Below are 16,579 nucleotides of genomic sequence, written 5' to 3'. Positions count from 1 at the left end.
TAATTGTGCTTTCATTGTGTTCTGCCTGATCAGGCGGTGACGCGGAACCGGCGCCGGTAGGCGGCCGGTGTCGTGCCGATCTGCCGGCGCAGCGCGCGGTGCAGCGTCTCGACGGAGCCCAGGCCGCTGCCCGCCGCCACCTCGTCCAGCGGCTGGTCGGTGCTCTCCAACAGCCGCCGTGCCGCCTCCACGCGCGCGGCCTCCACGTAGGCGGCCGGCGTCGTGCCGGTCTCCTGGCGGAAGACGCGCGCGAAGTGCCGTTCGCTCAAGCACATGCGCTCGGCCAGCGCCGGGGCCGACAGGTCGGCGCCGAGGTGCTCGGTGATGTACATCCGCAGCGTGTCGATGTCGCGGCGGCCGGCCGGCGGCGTGCTGAGCGGCACCGAGAACTGGCTCTGGCCGCCCTGGCGTTTCAGGTAGACCACCAGCTGCCGGGCCACCGCCAGGGCCAGTTCTTCCCCCAGGTCCTCGGCGACCAGTGCGAGCGCGAGGTCCATACAGGCGCTGATCCCCGCGCCGGTCCACACTTTTCCGGACCGGACGAAGATCGGGTCGGGGTCCACCCGCACGGCCGGGTGCTCCGCCGCCAGTTGCGCGGCGGTGGACCAGTGCGTCGTGGCGGTCTTGCCGTCGAGCAGGCCGGCGGCGGCCAGCACGTGCGCGCCGACGCACACCGAGGCCACCCGCCGGGCCGAGGGCGCCACCGCGGCCACCCACGCCACCACGTCCGGGTCCACGCGCGCCACCGGCCCCGCGGCGCCGAGGTCCACGGCTCCGGGCACCACCAGCGTGTCGATCGCCCCGGTGACCTCGCCGAAGGCCAGGTCGGTGAGCAGCCGGACGCCCGCCGAGGTGGCGACCGGCCCGGCCTGGCGTCCCGCGAGGCCGACCCGGTACGCGGTCCGTCCGCATTCCCGGTTCGCCAGCGCGAACACCTCCGCCGGCCCCGTGACGTCGAGCAGGTCGACGTCGGGGAAGACCGCGATCACCACTCGCCGAGCTCCAGCCATGGCTCCATCCTCACCCGGCGCGGCGATGGCGGCAATGACGGTGTTCTGTCAGTTTCGGACATGGCGGAGGACGGAACCGACTGCGTGCGGTGGTCGGACGGACACCCTGGGCAGTGTTCTGTCGGGGTTGCGTCACAGGGCGAATCAGACCCTTACCGACCAGGCGCCGCCTTTGCTAGCATCCGCAACTGATCACCCTTTAGCGCCGGTCCCCTCGGCCGCGGTGCTCGGCAAGGAGAGCGCATGTCCCTTTCGTCCGTGTTGGCCACGCTCGTCGCCGTGTTGGTTCTGGCGAACATCGTGCTGGTCCTGCGACTGACGGACCGTTGCGCGGAGGATCGTCAGGAGCCCGGGGTGGAGGGCGCGAACGCCGCGGCCGCACAACCGTCGGCCGCCCTCGGCGAGCCCGGCACCGTAGCGCCGGAACGGCGAACCTGATAAACAAGGCGTAGACGGCCGCCCGGGAGACCTCCCAGTTCCCGGGCGGCTGTCACCATTTCCACGCCTAGGTGACCTGCGGGATCACCCCGCGGGCTGGCTGAGCTTGTGCTGGCTCTGGGCCGGCTGCGTCGCCGGCACAGCGGTGACGTCCGGCTGGAACGCAGCACCCTGAGCCGGCCGGTCGGGGTGGGCCAGGGACAGGATCCAGGTCTGGCCGTCGGCCCCGGTGACCAGGACCTCCGTGTCCTTCCCGGCGAACGTGCCGGCCACCGGGGTGCCGACCGGGGCCGGCAGCCGCACGGCCGCCGCGCCGGGCACGACCGTCACCGGCACGAATCCCTGCGTTCCGTTGAACGTGGAGGCGGTCACCGCGCCGGTGCCGTCCACGGACAGCAGCTGGTCGATCCCGTCCGTGCCCGGAACGGCCTCGATGGTCACCGCGGCGGCGAGCACAGGGTTCTGCGACAGTCCCTGCACCGCGGCGGTGATGGCGGGCTTCACCGGGACCGCGGCGGGCTGCGCGACGGCGGGGTTGACGCCGGACCCCGGAAGGGACGTGGCGCCGGAGCCGGGCAGGGCGCCTGCCGCGGCGCCCGCAGCGGCCGGGGCGACTACAGCGGCCGGGGCCGCCGCAGCGCCGGGTGCGGCCGCGGCAGGAGCAGCGGGCGCATTGGCAGCAGGAGCAGCGGGAGCACCGGCGGCAGGAGCAGCCGGCGCACCGGCGGGAGACGCGGGTGCGCCAGCTATTGCTGCCGCGGCGGTCGGCGGAACCGAGAGCGTGATCAGCTGCGCGTGCCCGGCGGCGTCGATCCCGACCACCGACTCGTGACCGTCCTTGGAGAACACCCCGGCGGTCAGCCGGGTGAAGGTGTTCCACGGCGCGCCGCCGACAGCACCCAGATCCACCAGCTTGCCGGTCGGGTCGAAGCCGTAGAGGTGCGCGCTGCCGTCCTTGCGGACCGCGAGCAGCTGCACCGCGTTGGCGGCGCCGGTGAAGTGCCCGGCGGTCAGCGAGGTGACGTCGGCGAAGCCGTCCGCGACGGGCTGCGGCACGCCGAACGTCCCGTCGGAGACCCACGGGTAGCGGAGCAGGCGCCCGGTGGCGTCGACCGCGACCAGGTCGGCGTGCCCGGCGGTGGCCGAGGGCAGCACGGCCCGCGGTCCGGTGGCCGCGCCGGTGACGGTCACGATCACCGGCCCCCACGTCACGGTCTGGCCCTCGCGGTTCGTCACCGCGACGCTGATCTGGTGCGGACCCGCGACCAGCGTGGAGGTGTCCAGGTTCACCAGGTTGCTGGTGGTCATCGGCTGCGGCTGGACGACGCCGTCCACGCTCAGCGTCTCGGTGGCCAGGTCGGCGGCCGGGGCCGCGCCGATGCCCAGCGGCACCGTGCCCGACAGCAGCGGCGCGTTGGGCGCCGCGACGGCGACCGTCAGCTGGTGGTTGGTGACGGTGATCGTGGTCGGGGCCGACAGCTGCGAGATGGCGCCGTCGTCGGCCATCGCCTGCGAGGTGATGACGTGCGGGCCGTCGGGCAGCTTCGTGGTGTCCAGCGCCAGCAGCGCGCCGCCGGGGGCGTTGTCGATGGCCTGGGCGGACTTGCCGTCGATCCAGTACTGCATGCGGACCGCCGGGTGCGCCGGGTCGGCGTCCACCGACCGCACCGTGATGGTGCCGGAGGCCAGGCCGTTCACGGTGTTCGTGCTCACCGTCGGGGCCGGCGGCGCCGGGTTGATCGCCGTGTCCGGGGCCTGGTTCGAGCCCGGGGTGTACCCGCCGAGGATGCCGTTCTTGGGCATCTTCCAGCCGGGGTTGTTCGGGTTGACCGCGCCCAGGCGCCAGAACTGCGCGGCGGCCGGCGGGGTCCAGTCGTGGACGCCGACCAGTTCCTTGACGAGCGGCTCGCCGACCCAGTTGGAGTCCACGACCGTGTACGACCCGTCGCCGTGGTTGGTCAGCACGATCGCGGTGTGCAGCGGGTTGGAGTCGTCGTGGTCGCCGATCTGGATGATGTCGCCCTCGACGGCGTCGGCCGGGGCCACCGGCACCGCGCCGACCGAGCTGAACCCGACCTGGTAGTTCCCGCCCGGGTCGACCGGCCAGATCTTGTCGCCGCTGGCCAGGGACACGACGCAGTCCACGAACTCGCGGCACTGGCCGGAGCGGAACCGGTTGGCGTCCACGCAGGCCTGGCCGCCCCAGCGGCCGACGTAGGCCAGCGCGGTGGTGGCGATCAGCGAGTTGTCGAACTGGCCCGCGCCGGCCGCCGGGTGCTTGGGCACCGGGACCGGGTCCGGCGGCGGGATGTAGGGCGCCGGGTTCGCGGCCGGGGGAGCCGGCTTGGCCTTGGTGGGGGTCGGCGCCGGCGGCTTCACCGTGGGCGGCGCGGACGGCAGCGGCTGGGTCGTCGGCAGCTGCGGGGGCGTGGTCGGAGGCTGGGCCGGGCTCGACGACGAGGGCGGCGCCGACGACGAGGGCGGGGTCGGCGTGGGAGTCGGCGTCGGGGTCGGAGTCGGGGTGGGCGTCGGCGTCGGCGTCGGAGTAGGCGTCTGGCCCGAAGGGTCGGACGTCGGATCCGTCTGGCTCGACGACGTTGAGGGAGCGGCCACCGGCGACTGACCTCCGGAGGGGGTCGTGTCAGCCTGTGCGCTGACGGATGTCGCCACCGAGGCCGCGCTGACCATGGTGGTCACCGCCATCCCGGCTATGAGGCGGCGGCGGACACGTCGGGCCCTGGCATTCTTCGACATGACCAAAATTTCTACCAGCTGTGGGGCGACATTACGACGTACAAAAGGGCACCACGACGTATCGGGACAATGACATGCGACCCAAGCCGAAAAGGCGACGGCTGTCAAGCCCGATCGTGCCGCCCGGAGCCTGAGCCGGTTCACAGGGATGTCCGCTAGGCTCTCCCGGGTGGTTGACGAACATCAGGCCTCGAAGACCGGCGGGCCGCCCGAACCGCCCGCGACCTCGGCGGACAGTGCGCACTCAACGGCCGGCAACGGGGGGACCATGGACGCCGTCGACACCATCGACAATCCCCTGATACCCGGCTGGCTCCCCCCGGAACTGGACACCACCCGGGCCCACACCGCGCGCATCTACGAGTACCTGCTGGGCGGCATGCACTACTTCGACGTGGACCGCGAGGCTGCCGAGACGGCCCTGCGCCACGTCCCCCAGGCCCGCGAGATCCTCCAGGAGAACCGCGCCTTCCTCAACCGGGCGACCAGATTCCTCGCCGCCTCCGGCATCACCCAGTTCCTGGACCTCGGCAGCGGCCTGCCCGGCACCGACAACATCGGCGACGTGGCCCGCAAGACGCACCCCGAGGCGCGCATCGTGTTCGTCGACTACGACCCGATGGTCGCCGTCCACGGCCGCGCCCTGGTCGCCGCCGCGGACCCGGCCCACACCGCGGTCGTCGAAGCCGACATCCGCCGCCCCGCCGAGGTCATGGCCGACCCCGAACTACGCCGCATCCTGGACCTCGACCGCCCGGTGGCCCTGGTACTGAACTCCCTGCTGCACTTCATATCGCCCGACGAGGACCCCCACGCCATCGTCGCGCAGTTCCTGGCAGCGGTCCCCACCGGCAGCGCCCTGGTGGTCTCGCACATCACCGACGGCGGCCGCCCGGTCCAGGCTGAGGCCGCAGTCCGCGCCTGGGACCAGGCGACCTCGCCGATGTTCATGCGCACCGAGGACGAGATCAGGAACCTGTTCGCGGGGACCGAGATCATCGAGCCCGGGATCGTGCCCCGGCCGCTGTGGCGGCCTGATGGCGAGGTGCGCGAGGACTGGGAGGAGATCTGGGGGCTGGTGGGGGTCGGGATCAAGCGGTGAGGCGGTGCGGTCGTGGGGTGGTGGGCGACGTTGCGTCGGCGTGAGCGCCCCCGCCGCGCCCCGCTCCTCAACTCCGCCCCTCACCCATCACCCATCCCCGGGATTCAGCTCCACCAACTGCCGCCCCACCACCGTCAGCTCGTGCCGCACGCTCTTCCCGTCCCGCGCCGTCGTCACCAGCCCCGCGTTCCGCAGCAGCGCCGTGTGCGTGGAGGCCATCGGTGCCGAGATCCCCAGCCGCACCGCCAGTCCCGACGTCGAGGCCGGCGACCGCAGGCTGCGCAGTACCGCCGCGCGTCCAGCGCCCAACAGGGCCGCTAGGTGGTCCTCGGGGTCGGGGTGTGCCTCGTCGAGGTCGGCGGTCGGGTAGATCACGACCTGCGTGCCGTCGGCGCCGGGGCCGCCGTGGGCGCGCTGCTGGCCGAACAGGCACGGGGCCAGGATCAGGCCGCGGGGCGGGTCGGCGGGGTCCGTGTGCGGGCGCCAGGTGATGTCAGGGTGCAGGTTCGTCAGCATCGGGAGGGTGCCGTGGCGCTGGAGCTGGCGGCGGCGCATCGATATGTCGCGCTGGAGGTGTTCGGCGACGGTCGGCCAGTCCGGCATCAGGGTGGCGCGGTACAGGGCCAGCAGGCCGTCGACGACGGCGCGTAGCGAGGCGTCCTCCTGGTTGCGCAGGCCGCGGATCAGGCGGTCGGACTCGTCGGTGCGGACCGGGGTGGTGGCCAGGCGGTAGCCCAGCAGGTGCGGGGGTGTGGCGCGCAGCTGGTCCAGTTCCTGCTCGAAGGTCGGGGACGCGGCGCCGTCGCCGGCGATGGCCAGCGGGAGGAAGGCCGGGGCGTCGGGGTGCGCGCGGTTGATCAGGGGGACGAGTTTCGCCGAGCCGAGGCTCACCTGGCGGCGGGCTTTGGGCCACCATCGCTGGCGCCACGGGGACTGCCGGCTGCACGGGCCGTCGTGCACGCCGTGGATCAGGTGGCCCAGCGGCGACGCCACGAAGCGGACCCGTCCCAGGTCCCCGGGGCCGTAGTCGATGGTCTCCATCTCGTCGTACCTCGCCTCCGCCGGTCGCGTTCAGTCCTGCACAGCGCCCTGCCCGTGTCAATGGTTTGTGTGTGGGGCGCAATCCAGTGACAGTACCGGGCCGACGCGGGATGATCTGGACTTCCGGGATGTCGGCTGCCGCCGCCCCGGAAGTGGGGGAGCGGTGAGAAGCGGGGGGCGGCGTCCACCGGTCGCGGACGAGGACGGACGCCGCGCTCACCGCGCACCGCGCGCGAGTGAGCGGCCCGCCAGGGGTCGGCGGGCCGCGTTTTTCATCCGGATGGCTGCCGTCTTTCGGGTCGCTGGCGCCCTCGATCGCAGCGGCCGCCGAGGCGGCGACGGTCAGTTGCTGTGGGTCTGCATATGGCGTGCTCCGCGGACGAAGTCCCCGTCGATGGCGGTCTTGACGGTGTACCGCAACGTCTGCGGTGCCGTGGCCTCCAGCGTGTCGGCAACGTGCCCGGCGGCTCGGGCCTCCAGGACCGCGGCCACCATCGTCGCGCTCTCGACCCGGCTCAGGGCCTCCTGTTCGCGGCACAGCAGGGCGGCGGCGTAGAACACCATCGCTCCGGGGTGGGTGATCGGGTGCTCAAGGCGGTAGGCGATCTGCTCGGCGAGCCGGGCCAGGGGTTCGCCGGGATAGCGCTCGGCCAGGTGCCGGCACAGTTTGGCGGCGCTGACCAGGTCTTCGGCGGTGACCGCCGCGGCCGGGCGCAGACGCTCGTCGTCGTCGGCCGGCAGCATGACCGCCAGCTGGTGGGCGAAGTCGTCGCGGTGGATGCGCCGGTCGGCGTAGCCGTAGCGGCCCGCGGTGAGGACTTCGATACCGGTCATCTCGATCTCCCATTCCTCGTGCTTACGGAGATACCTCCATCATCGCGCCGCCACGCGGGCGGCGCCCCCGAGTCCGATGCGTGACCAGCACCCGTGCGCTCCCGCAGCCGCCGCAGCGGCCCTGGGTCAGGGGCGAGGGGGTGCGCCGGCCGTCCAGGAAGAACGCAGACTGGATGAGCCCGCGGCTGTCGTGCACGCGCCGGATCTCATAGACCTCCTGCCACGCGTGGTCACAGGCCTGGCACAAGAAGGAATACGACTCCCGGATGGCTGTGTCCTCCACGTCCTCCACGGTGTCGCCCTCCCCACAGCGCTGTTCCGCCAACCATTGCATTATGCAATGGTTCAGTCTGCGGCGGCAATGCGGTAGCTTCGGAGGGTGCAGCCGGACACCCATCCCGTCACACACGAAGCCGACGCGGAAGCAGCAGACGCCGAAGCCGCCGACACCGCGGAAGTCGTCGCGGCGGTCCTGGCCGCCTCACGCCTGATCGTCGGCATGTCCGCCCGCGCCCTGGCCGACGTCGACGACTCCCTGACCCTCCCGCAGCTGCGCACGCTGGTCGTCCTGGCCGACCGCCCGCCGATGAAGCAGGCCGAGCTGGCCGCCGAGCTCGGCGTGAACCCCTCCACCGTGCTGCGCATGGCCGATCGCCTGGCCGCCGCCGGCCTGATGGAGCGCCAGCCCAACCCCGACAGCCGGCGCGAACAGCTCGTCGTCCTCACCCGGGCCGGCAGCGATCTGGTCCACCGGGTCATGGACCGGCGCTCCGAGGAGGTCGAGGCCCTGGTCGGCAGGCTGACGCCGGCCGACCGCGCGGGCCTGGTGCACGGTCTGCGGGCGCTGACCGAGGCGGTGCCGGACACCTATCCGGACTCGCCGGACCACCCGGGACTCCGACTCGGGTAGCGGACTCGGGTAGCGCCCCAACACCCCTCGCCACATTCCTCAACACTCCTCGCCGCGACGCCCACAACCTTTCGCTTGACGCTCACGCCCGGTTCACCGGCGTCACCGATCGTCGGAAACCATGTGCACTGATGGCTATTGCGAGCACAACGTCGCCCCGCTGCCCGAGCCGGCCGACTCCGCCGCCTCCGGCCTGTCCCGCCGAGGCGTCCTGACCGTCGGCGCCGCGACCGCGGCGCTCACTCTGGGCCCGATGACCTTCGCCCACGCCGCCGAGGGCAGCCAGGGCGCGTCCGGCGGCACCCCGGCCGACGGCACCCAGGTCACCCAGACCATCACCGGCCACCTCGACACCGGCGCCGCCGACTTCGTCTACCTGCCGGTCCAGATCCCGGCCGGGGTGAAGCAGATCGACGTCTCCTACTCCTACGACCACCCCACCGTGGCCGCCGGCGACAAGACGAACTCCTGCGACATCGGCGTCTTCGACGAGCGCGGCACCGCCTTGGGCGGTCCGGGCTTCCGCGGCTGGTCCGGCGGCTTCCGGACCGCCTTCTCCATCAACGCCACCGAGGCGACCCCCGGCTACCTGCCCGGCCCGGTCAACAAGGGCACCTGGCACATCGCCCTGGGCCCCTACCAGGTCGCGCAGGTCGGCATGAACTACCAGGTCCAGGTCACCCTGACCTACGGCAAGCCCGGCGCCCCGTTCGTCCCGAACTACCCGCCGACCCGCGCCAAGGGCCGCGGCCAGGCTTGGTACCGCGGGGACTGCCACCTGCACACCGTCTACTCCGACGGCAAGCGGCTGCCCAGCGAGGTCGCCGCCGGCGCCCGCGCGGCGGACCTGGACTTCATGGTCTCCACCGACCACAACACCAACTCCTCGCACGGCGTCTGGGGCCAGTACGCCGGACCGGACCTGCTGATCATCACCGGCGAGGAGATCACCACCCGCAACGGGCACTGGGTCGCCATGGGCCTGCCGGCCGGGGAGTGGATCGACTGGCGCTACCGCAGCCGCGACGACGCCTTCCCGCGCTTCGCCCGCGAGGTGCGCAAGCACGGCGGCATCGTCGCGCCGGCGCACATGTACTGCGCCTACGTCGCCTGCCAGTGGAAGTTCGGGTTCGACGACGCCGACGTCACCGAGGTGTGGACCGGCCCCTGGACCTACGACGACGAGCACGCCGTGAGCACCTGGGACCAGAAGCTCGGCGAGGCGGTCCGCTCCGGCACCCGCTGGCTCCCGGCCGTGGGCAACAGCGACGCGCACAGTGTCCCGCAGGTGATCGGCCTGCCGCACAACGTCGTGTACGCCGACGACCTGCGCACCGACGCGGTCATGGACGGATTCCGCGCCGGCCGCAACTGGATCGCCGAGTCCAGCGCGGTGACCCTGGACCTCACCGTCACCGGCGCCGGCAAGCAGGCCGGCATCGGCCAGACCCTGAAGGCGCCCGCGCAGGCCCCGGTGGACGTCCGGCTGGAGGTGCACGGCGTCCCGAACGGCACCGTCCGCCTCATCACCGACGAGGGTCAGATGTTCCAGCAGTCGCTGGACGCCGCCGGCGACGGTGTCGTCGTCTGGCGCACCACGCCCTCGCTGGCCGCCTACGTCCGCGCCGAGGTCCGCCACCCGATGGCCGACGGCACCCCGGGCCAGGGCAACACGATGGGCGACGCCCTGATGTTCGGCCCGATGGCGGCCCTGACCAACCCGGTGTTCCTGAAGGAGACCCGCGGCTAGGACCGTATGGGCCGTATTGGGGTCGCGCGCTCCGGTTGTGATGTCACCGCCGGTGTCGTCGTCTCGTCTTGGTGATGAGAGACGACACCGGCACATCACCGCAAAAGGAGCGAACCATGAACACCGAGCACCGCTCTGCCCAGGACAAAATCTCCGCCCTCGAACGCGTCCAGGCCGCCGCGAACGCCGGCGACCTCGACCTCGTCCTGGAGCTGATCGACGAGGTCTGCGCGCCGGACATGATCGTGAGCACTCCGCTGAAGCTCCCGGTCAGCGGTGTCGAACTCCAGAAGACCGTGTTCCGGATGTTGCTGGCGGCCTTCCCCGACCTGCACATCCACACCGAGGACCGGCTCGTCGACGGCGACAAGGTCGTCTACCGCAATGTGGTCACCGGCACGCATCAGGGGACGTACCTGGGTGTCGAGCCGACCGGCAAGAAGATCACGTACGACGAGATCTTCATCGTGCGCCTGGATTCCTCCGGCCGCATCGCGCAGACCTGGGGCGTCGTCGACACCGCCGCGCAGATGCGGCAGCTCGGGATCATCTCCGACATCAAGCATTAGACGCTTTTTGCCATTCGGAGGGAACCTGTACGGCGATCAAGGCGTCGATACCGATATGCGGCCCGCGAAGGAGAAGGGGTAAGTGGTGCGCAACTCCGAGTGATCTTGGGGTGTAGACGGGGTGAACTGTGTCGCACTCGTAGGGAAAGCGACAGGTCGGTGCCCGCAAAGCAGCGTCCGCCCCAACGCGGGTGGGGGCGCTTGTGTCAAGCTGTAGGCAGCGATACGGGTTGATGGGACGGTGTGGCCTTGCTGGGGCGTGGACGAGGGACGGACCCGCAGTGGATCACCCAGGAGTTCGCGAAGGCGGAGGACCTGGCTGCGGTGGGTCAGCAGGAGCGGGCTCGCGATCGCTATGCGCGCCTGGCCCGACGCCTGGCCTCCGCGCCTGAGGATTTGCAGCATTATCGGGGTCTTGCCCTACTCGGCGAAGCCGAGACCATCCTGGCGATGGGCATCTTCACCGACGCCATGGTCCGCTTCCGCGAGGCCTACCCGCTGCTGCCCGAGCCCTTCCGGCAGCTGCCGCGCTGGCTGGTGCGGCAGTTCGCCGAGGAGCGGCTGCGCGCCGAGGACGGCGACCTCAAGCCGATCATCGACTTCCTGAAGGCGATCACCTACGGCCTGGAGCCGGGCGACGAGGACACTGCGATCCGCACTGTCATGTGGCTCCAGAAGGCCTGCACCACCGGGCCCACCGCGCAGCGCGAGGCCACGGCCCGGGCCGCGCTGGCCGCGCTGCCCGGCGTCGACTGGCCGGTGCTGGCGCTGACCACCATGATGCGCCGCGACGGCCGGGTGAAGGAGGCCGAGGACCTGCTGGCCGCCGCGGTGCCCGGCGGCAGCGGCGAGCTGTGGTTCCGCTGGGGCATCCAGCTCAGCACCCTGCTGCGCTACGACGACGCCATCTCCGCCTACGACGAGGCCTTCCGCCGCGGCACCGGCCCGGCCTCGCCGTGGTCGCGCGGGGCGTGGCTGCGCCCCGAGGCGCTGCTGTTCCGGGGCCTGGCGCACCAGCAGATGGGCCGCACCGGCCAGGCCGAGACCGACCTGCGCACCGCGTCCCAGTACGCGCCGCAGGATCCGCGCGTCCACTACTCGCTGGGCCGGCTGGCCGTGCAGCTCGGCGACGACGATTTGGCGTGGAACCACTTCAGCAACTCCCTGGCCGTCGAGGCGGCCTTCGCCCCGGCCCGGCTGGGCCTGGCGTTGCTGCGCGAGCAGGCCGGCCGTCCGGCCGAGGCGATCGCGCACTACCAGGCCGCGCTGCGGCACGACGCGCATTCGCGGGCCGCGAGAATTCGGCTGGGTGCCGTACTGCTGGCCGCCGGCCGCCGCAAGGAGGCCCAGGGCCTGCTGGAACCGGAGTCCGGGCAGTCGTCCTACTGGGGCGGCATGGCCACCTTCCACTACGGCCTGGCGCAGCTGCGGGCCAACAACCCGGCCGCCGCCATCGACACCTGGGACCGGCTGGGCACCACCGAACTGCGGGACTGGACCGCCGTGGCCCGCGACCGGGAAGCGCGCAAGCGCCTCGGCAGCGACCCGACGGCCGCGCGGCTCCAGTGGCAGATCGCGTACTTGGACTCCCCGGAGGTCGTCGAGCACCGGATAGCCCTGCGGGAGGCCGCGCTGCGCGAGGCGGCCTTCATGCTGTTGGCCGGACGGGAGATTCCCGACAACCGGGAGAAAGCGGCCGTGGCGCTCGATCTGGCCGCCTCGCTCCCGGCCGGCGAGCGCGCGGACGGCCTGCGCGGCCGGCAGAACCGGCTGCGGGCCCTGGTCGACCTGGCCGGCGGCGCCACGACGGACCTGGGGACCTTCCTCGACGTCGAGGGCCGCATGCGCGACCGCTGCCACCTGGCCGTGGCCGCGCTGCTGGACGACCGCGTCGAGGACGCCGAGACCCTGCTGGCCGAACTGCCCGACGACCCGGACTGCGATCCGGCGGTCGCCCGGGCCCGAGGCCTGTACGCCGAGCGCACCGGCCACTGGTACGACGCCGTGCGGTGGTACCAGCGCTTCCTGGGCAACGACGTCGCCAGCGGATCCGGCCCTTCGCAGGTCATCGGCGCCGGCGCCGACGCGGGTGCCGACGCCGAGCCCGAACCCAGGCTCCGCGACGACGACACCCAGAGCCTGGACATCCAGGAGATCGCCAACGCCGGACCGCTGGTCGCCGCCCAGCGCCTGGCCGCGGAGGCCGAGCCGGACGATGCGGAGCCGCCGCTGCCGTGCGTGGCCATCGCGGACGTCGAGTGCGGCAAGGACGCCGTCGGAGCCTGTGCCGGATGCGGCCGCGAAGGCTGCCGGACGCACCTGTTCCGCCCCGCCGGGATCACCTCCTACCGCTGCGAGAAGTGCGCCGGACCGGCCCTGCAGTCGCTGCTGTACGCGGCCCGCAAGGCCGGGGTCCCCGACGAGGCCGAGCTCACCCTGACCTCCTGGGCCGACGCCCTGGGCAGCAGCGCCCTGACCCGGCCGCTGCGTCGCCAGCTGGCCCTGCTGCGGGCCGAGGCCGGCGACCTGGACGGCGCGCTGGCCCGCCTGCCCGAGGACGCCCAGGCCGAGGGCGTCGAGCTGCTCATCCGGCGTGCGGCCTCGGCGATCGAGCGCGGCGAGCCGTACCGGGCGCTCGGTGATCTGCGGCAGGCACTGGAGATCCAGCCCGACCAGCCCGAGGCGCTGGCGGCGCTGGAGGCGCTGTCGGAGTACTCCGCGCGGCAGCACGCCGAAGAGGGACGTCATGAAGCCGCCTTCTCCGGGTATCTCGCGTTGGTGCGCGAGGACCCGACGAACGCCCGGCTGCTGCACGCCCTCGGGCTGTCTTCGTACCAGCTGGCCCGGGTCTCGAACCGGGACGAGCACTGGATGTGGACCATCGGCTGCCTGGTGACGGCGCTGTACGCGCCGGACTTCTGGGCGCGGGTGGTCGGGGTCGGCGACGTCGAGGCCGACCGCGAGCAGATCGCGCGGAACCGCCGCACCCTGATCGACGAGCTGCGGAACGACCTGCGGTTCGCCGACCTGGCGGCCTACCGGGGCGGCGACGAGGTGGACGCCTGGAGCGTCCGGATCGGGATGGACGTCTTCGCCTGCGAGGCGGACCCGCAGGTCAGCCCGACGCTGGACGCGCTGCTGCGTCAGCAGCCGGACACCCCGGCGCTGGCCGAGTGGCGCGACCTCGCAGACGCGATGCACGCGGTGGACCCCGACGCGGCCGAGGACGACGAGGCGGCGCGCGTCGCGGTGCTGTACGGGCCGTTCGGTCCGCAGCACTTCCTGTACGAGGACGGCAAGTTCGAGCCGGCGATAGCGGCCCTGGACACGGTCGCCGAGGCCGACCGCGACGAGGTGTGGACCGCGCTGCTGCGCAAGACACTCGTCATGCGCGGTATGGAACTGCACCTGGACGAGCAGTGGGCGCCGGCGCTGGAGTGCATAGCCCGGGCGGCCACGCTGGATCCGGATCAGAAGCCCGACGCGGTCTGGGTGGAGATCGCCGCCGAGTCCGGGATGAACGCGGCGCGGGAGCTGCTGCGGATCGCCGAGGAAGGCGAGCGGCCGGTCTCCGTGGACGCTACGGCGACGGTGAACATGGCGGCCACGAGCGCGCCGTTCATCGCGGACGCGACCAAGACGGTGAACATCGCGGCGGCCGGCTTGTCCGGTCCGTCTGGTCTGTCCGGCCCCTCCGGCCCCTCCGGTCCGTCCGGGCGGGCTGCGGATGCTGCTGTGGCCGGTGCTGACGGCAGTGGTGCCGGTGGTGCCGGCGACGGCGAGACTCCTGCGCCGGTCAGCGTTCTGCAGAGCGTGGTCGACGTGCTGGAGCGCGCGCTGTCCGTGGCGCCCGACGTCACCGCCCTGCGGAACGAACTGGGTGTCGCGCACATGCGGCGGACCAGGGAACTGCGCTCGGAAGTGCGGGACTATGTGCTGGCGCTGTCGCACGCGCGGCGTGCGGTCGAATTGCGGCCCCACGACAAGGAAGCCGCGGCCCTGCTGGAAGTGGTGCTCGCTGAGCGGGCCGGCTCGCTGACCCGGCCCGGCCCCGACGGCGACCTGCTGGAGGCCGTGCAGTGGTGGCAGGAACTCAGTGAGATCGACGCCTCGAAGCCCGAGTACCACGCCGGCCTGTCGCAGGCGCTGAAGCTGCTGGCGTGCTCAGCCGCCCTGGCCGACCGGCGCGCCCTGGCGCTGGACCGGATGGCCTGGGGCCTGCTGGCTGACAAGAACTGGACCGGCGACGCCGACACCGAGGCCCCGCGCGAGATAGCGACCCTGCTCATCGCCGACGCGATGAACACGCACAACCCGCGCCCCTTCCACGACCGCGCGCACCGCCTGCGCACCGCGCTGGCGTACCGCGACACGAAGGAACTCCGGGACCTGATGGCCGCGTTGTGGAGGAACGAAGCCACTTTCCAGTACGAGACCCGGCACTACGGCCTGTGCGCCGCGCTCCTGGAGGAGGCGCTCCAGGTCGAACAGGGCGGCGCCCCCGCCGGCGACCCGGACGCCACCACGATCCTGAACCTGCGCATCCCCCGCCCCGACGAACCCCGCGCCGGAGGCATGCAACCCTTCCACTGGCACCGCTACCCGCGGGCCCGAGCCCTGCTGAAGCGCACCGTGGACCACTTCCCCGACGAAGACGAGCTCCGAGAACTCCACGCCCGGAGCACCGCCCCCGAAGACCCCGCGAGCACCTGATGCTGTTGAACGAGCCGACGCCCCATCACCAGACGCGCCCCGCCGCGGCCGGCGCCGCCGCGAGCACGCGCCGACTGCCCCCCGTCGAGGTCGACGGCGCGCCCGCGCAGCCACCGCGCGCACGCGGCGGCGACGGCGACAGCGACTTGGAGCGGACGGCCGAAACCCGCTCGACCGCGAACGACCCGACGGTCGGGATCGAGCTCATCGACGGAACCGACGCGGTCAAGACGGTCGCCCTGGACGTCGAAGCGGTGAAGCGCGCGGTCGCGGAAGGCATATCCCTGCCGGACGCGACGGCCACGGTCTCGCTGAACGTGGAGGCGGTCAGGAAGGCGATGGCCGAGAGCGCGGGCGGCGCCTCCGGATCGGGTGTCGGCGATGAGGATTCAGGCGCTCCCGCCGCCGAGCGTGACGGTGAGGACGAGGCCGAGGTCGAGGCCTCCAGCTTGGAGAGCTCCAGCGCCGCAGCCGCTGATTCGGCTGTTGAGCTCGAGACCGACGCCGCGCCCGAAGGTGATGCTGATGCTGAGCGCGATTACGATGCCGCGCCCGATGCTGATGCTGCTGCCGAGCGCGATTCCGATGCCGCAGCCGGGTCTGCTTCCGGCTCCGCCGCCGCTTCTGACTCGGGCTTGGGTACTGCTTCCGGCTCTGATGTCATTCCCGGCTCTGCTGCCGCGGGCGGTTCCGATGCCGAGCCTGACTTCGATGCCGAGCCCGGCTCTGATGCTCCGCGCGACTCCGACTCCGACTCTGGTTCCGATGCCGATTCCGGTTCCGGTTCCGGTTCCGGTTCCGGTTCCGACCCCGAGCTCGCTGCCGCGTCCGACTCCGCTGCTGCGCGCGATCTCGATGCGGCTTCTGATTTCGACACCGAGCCCACCAGCTCCGAGAGCACCGCCGCGCCGGACACCGTCGAAGCCCCCGTAGAAGCCCCCGAAGCCGCGACCTCCGCCGACCTCGTACCCGCCACCGGCGACGCCGTGGACCGTGCGGACCTGCCCACCGCCACCTACCTGGTCTCGACCGACCTCTCCACCCCCACCTCGACCCTCGTCGCGGTGCCCGAGACCGCCGACGACGTCATCGCCACCATCCACGCGGCCGCGACCGCCGTGGCGGCGGCGGATCGGCGTGCGCGGCAGGCGGCGGTGGTGAAGGAGGATCCGTGGACCGGGCTGGATCTGCACCGGCCGGCCGTGCCCGCGCCGGTCGACAACGTGCTGGATCTGCTCTCGCCGGTGCTGGAGCGGCCTTTGCTGGTGGTGGAGCAGCCCGGGCTGCCCGCGGCCGCCGATGTCGTGGCCCTGCACCGGTCGGAGCTGGAGGTCGACTTCGTCGAGCCGCCGGTGGTGGCCGCCGGAGCCGAGCCGCCGATACCGCCGCGCTACGGTCCGGGGCTGTCGGTGCTGCCGCACATCGAGTTCCCGGTCTAGGCCGAGTTTCCGGTCTGAC

At 72.3% G+C, this 16,579-nt stretch carries 13 protein-coding genes; 8 read left to right on the top strand and 5 right to left on the bottom strand.

Features of this window, described 5'->3' with window-relative positions:
• Positions 1 to 29: 29 nt before the first annotated feature.
• A complete protein-coding gene (locus ABIA35_RS30445) occupies positions 30 to 1,010 on the bottom strand; it encodes a GlxA family transcriptional regulator (protein WP_370360126.1) in 981 nt (326 codons plus the stop codon).
• A 243-nt stretch (positions 1,011 to 1,253) separates the two neighbouring features.
• Here ABIA35_RS30445 and ABIA35_RS30440 point away from each other — a divergent pair, with 243 nt between their 5' ends.
• Positions 1,254 to 1,448 (top strand): hypothetical protein, encoded by a 195-nt coding sequence (locus ABIA35_RS30440; RefSeq protein WP_370360124.1) that lies wholly within the window; start codon positions 1,254 to 1,256, stop codon positions 1,446 to 1,448.
• Positions 1,449 to 1,532: 84 nt separating this feature from the next.
• Here the strand turns inward: ABIA35_RS30440 and ABIA35_RS30435 are convergent, their stop codons facing one another.
• A complete protein-coding gene (locus ABIA35_RS30435) occupies positions 1,533 to 3,827 on the bottom strand; it encodes a hypothetical protein (RefSeq protein ID WP_370360122.1) in 2,295 nt (764 codons plus the stop codon).
• On the opposite strand from ABIA35_RS30435, the gene ABIA35_RS30430 reads away from it, so the two are divergent.
• Positions 3,793 to 4,071, top strand: a complete 279-nt coding sequence (locus tag ABIA35_RS30430; RefSeq protein ID WP_370360121.1) for a hypothetical protein — start codon at positions 3,793 to 3,795, stop codon at positions 4,069 to 4,071. The genes ABIA35_RS30435 and ABIA35_RS30430 overlap by 35 nt on opposite strands.
• Positions 4,072 to 4,371: 300 nt before the next feature.
• Positions 4,372 to 5,304, top strand: a complete 933-nt coding sequence (locus tag ABIA35_RS30425) for an SAM-dependent methyltransferase (protein WP_370360120.1) — start codon at positions 4,372 to 4,374, stop codon at positions 5,302 to 5,304.
• An 87-nt stretch (positions 5,305 to 5,391) separates the two neighbouring features.
• Here the strand turns inward: ABIA35_RS30425 and ABIA35_RS30420 are convergent, their stop codons facing one another.
• The 3 genes from ABIA35_RS30420 to ABIA35_RS30410 all read right to left on the bottom strand — a co-directional run bounded on the left by ABIA35_RS30420 (position 5,392) and on the right by ABIA35_RS30410 (position 7,504).
• Positions 5,392 to 6,345, bottom strand: a complete 954-nt coding sequence (locus ABIA35_RS30420) for a winged helix-turn-helix domain-containing protein (RefSeq protein ID WP_370360119.1) — start codon at positions 6,343 to 6,345, stop codon at positions 5,392 to 5,394.
• A 342-nt stretch (positions 6,346 to 6,687) separates the two neighbouring features.
• A complete protein-coding gene (locus ABIA35_RS30415) occupies positions 6,688 to 7,179 on the bottom strand; it encodes a hypothetical protein (RefSeq protein WP_370338903.1) in 492 nt (163 codons plus the stop codon).
• 22 nt (positions 7,180 to 7,201) lie between these two features.
• Positions 7,202 to 7,504, bottom strand: a complete 303-nt coding sequence (locus tag ABIA35_RS30410; protein ID WP_370338905.1) for a hypothetical protein — start codon at positions 7,502 to 7,504, stop codon at positions 7,202 to 7,204.
• Positions 7,505 to 7,558: 54 nt separating this feature from the next.
• On the opposite strand from ABIA35_RS30410, the gene ABIA35_RS30405 reads away from it, so the two are divergent.
• The 5 genes from ABIA35_RS30405 (at position 7,559) to ABIA35_RS30385 (ending at position 16,560) form a co-directional block, all read left to right on the top strand.
• On the top strand, positions 7,559 to 8,089 hold the full coding sequence (locus ABIA35_RS30405) for a MarR family winged helix-turn-helix transcriptional regulator (RefSeq protein ID WP_370360118.1): 531 nt from the start codon (positions 7,559 to 7,561) through the stop codon (positions 8,087 to 8,089).
• A gap of 121 nt (positions 8,090 to 8,210) precedes the next feature.
• On the top strand, positions 8,211 to 9,839 hold the full coding sequence (locus ABIA35_RS30400) for a CehA/McbA family metallohydrolase (protein ID WP_370360117.1): 1,629 nt from the start codon (positions 8,211 to 8,213) through the stop codon (positions 9,837 to 9,839).
• Between the two features lie 116 nt (positions 9,840 to 9,955).
• Positions 9,956 to 10,408, top strand: a complete 453-nt coding sequence (locus ABIA35_RS30395) for an ester cyclase (RefSeq protein ID WP_370360115.1) — start codon at positions 9,956 to 9,958, stop codon at positions 10,406 to 10,408.
• Between the two features lie 249 nt (positions 10,409 to 10,657).
• Positions 10,658 to 15,121: a tetratricopeptide repeat protein gene (locus ABIA35_RS30390; RefSeq protein WP_370360114.1), complete on the top strand. Its 4,464-nt coding sequence runs from the start codon at positions 10,658 to 10,660 to the stop codon at positions 15,119 to 15,121.
• Entirely contained in the window at positions 15,121 to 16,560 is a 1,440-nt protein-coding gene (locus ABIA35_RS30385) for a hypothetical protein (RefSeq protein WP_370360113.1), read from the top strand. The genes ABIA35_RS30390 and ABIA35_RS30385 overlap by 1 nt, the downstream gene beginning before the upstream one ends.
• Positions 16,561 to 16,579: the final 19 nt, after the last annotated feature.

The organism is Catenulispora sp. MAP12-49, from assembly GCF_041262705.1.
Taxonomy (GTDB): Bacteria; Actinomycetota; Actinomycetes; order Streptomycetales; family Catenulisporaceae; genus Catenulispora.
Note: the sequence above shows the minus strand (reverse complement) of the source record. Positions and strands in the feature narration are given on the sequence as shown.

What these genes read in the sequence shown, in the direction of transcription:
- ABIA35_RS30445 (WP_370360126.1), bottom strand. Translation starts at nt 1,010, where the DNA reads ATGGCTGGAGCTCGGCGAGTGGTGATCGCGGTCTTCCCCGACGTCGAC.
- ABIA35_RS30440 (WP_370360124.1), top strand. Translation starts at nt 1,254, where the DNA reads ATGTCCCTTTCGTCCGTGTTGGCCACGCTCGTCGCCGTGTTGGTTCTG.
- ABIA35_RS30420 (WP_370360119.1), bottom strand. Translation starts at nt 6,345, where the DNA reads ATGGAGACCATCGACTACGGCCCCGGGGACCTGGGACGGGTCCGCTTC.
- ABIA35_RS30415 (WP_370338903.1), bottom strand. Translation starts at nt 7,179, where the DNA reads ATGACCGGTATCGAAGTCCTCACCGCGGGCCGCTACGGCTACGCCGAC.
- ABIA35_RS30400 (WP_370360117.1), top strand. Translation starts at nt 8,211, where the DNA reads ATGTGCACTGATGGCTATTGCGAGCACAACGTCGCCCCGCTGCCCGAG.
- ABIA35_RS30395 (WP_370360115.1), top strand. Translation starts at nt 9,956, where the DNA reads ATGAACACCGAGCACCGCTCTGCCCAGGACAAAATCTCCGCCCTCGAA.
- ABIA35_RS30385 (WP_370360113.1), top strand. Translation starts at nt 15,121, where the DNA reads ATGCTGTTGAACGAGCCGACGCCCCATCACCAGACGCGCCCCGCCGCG.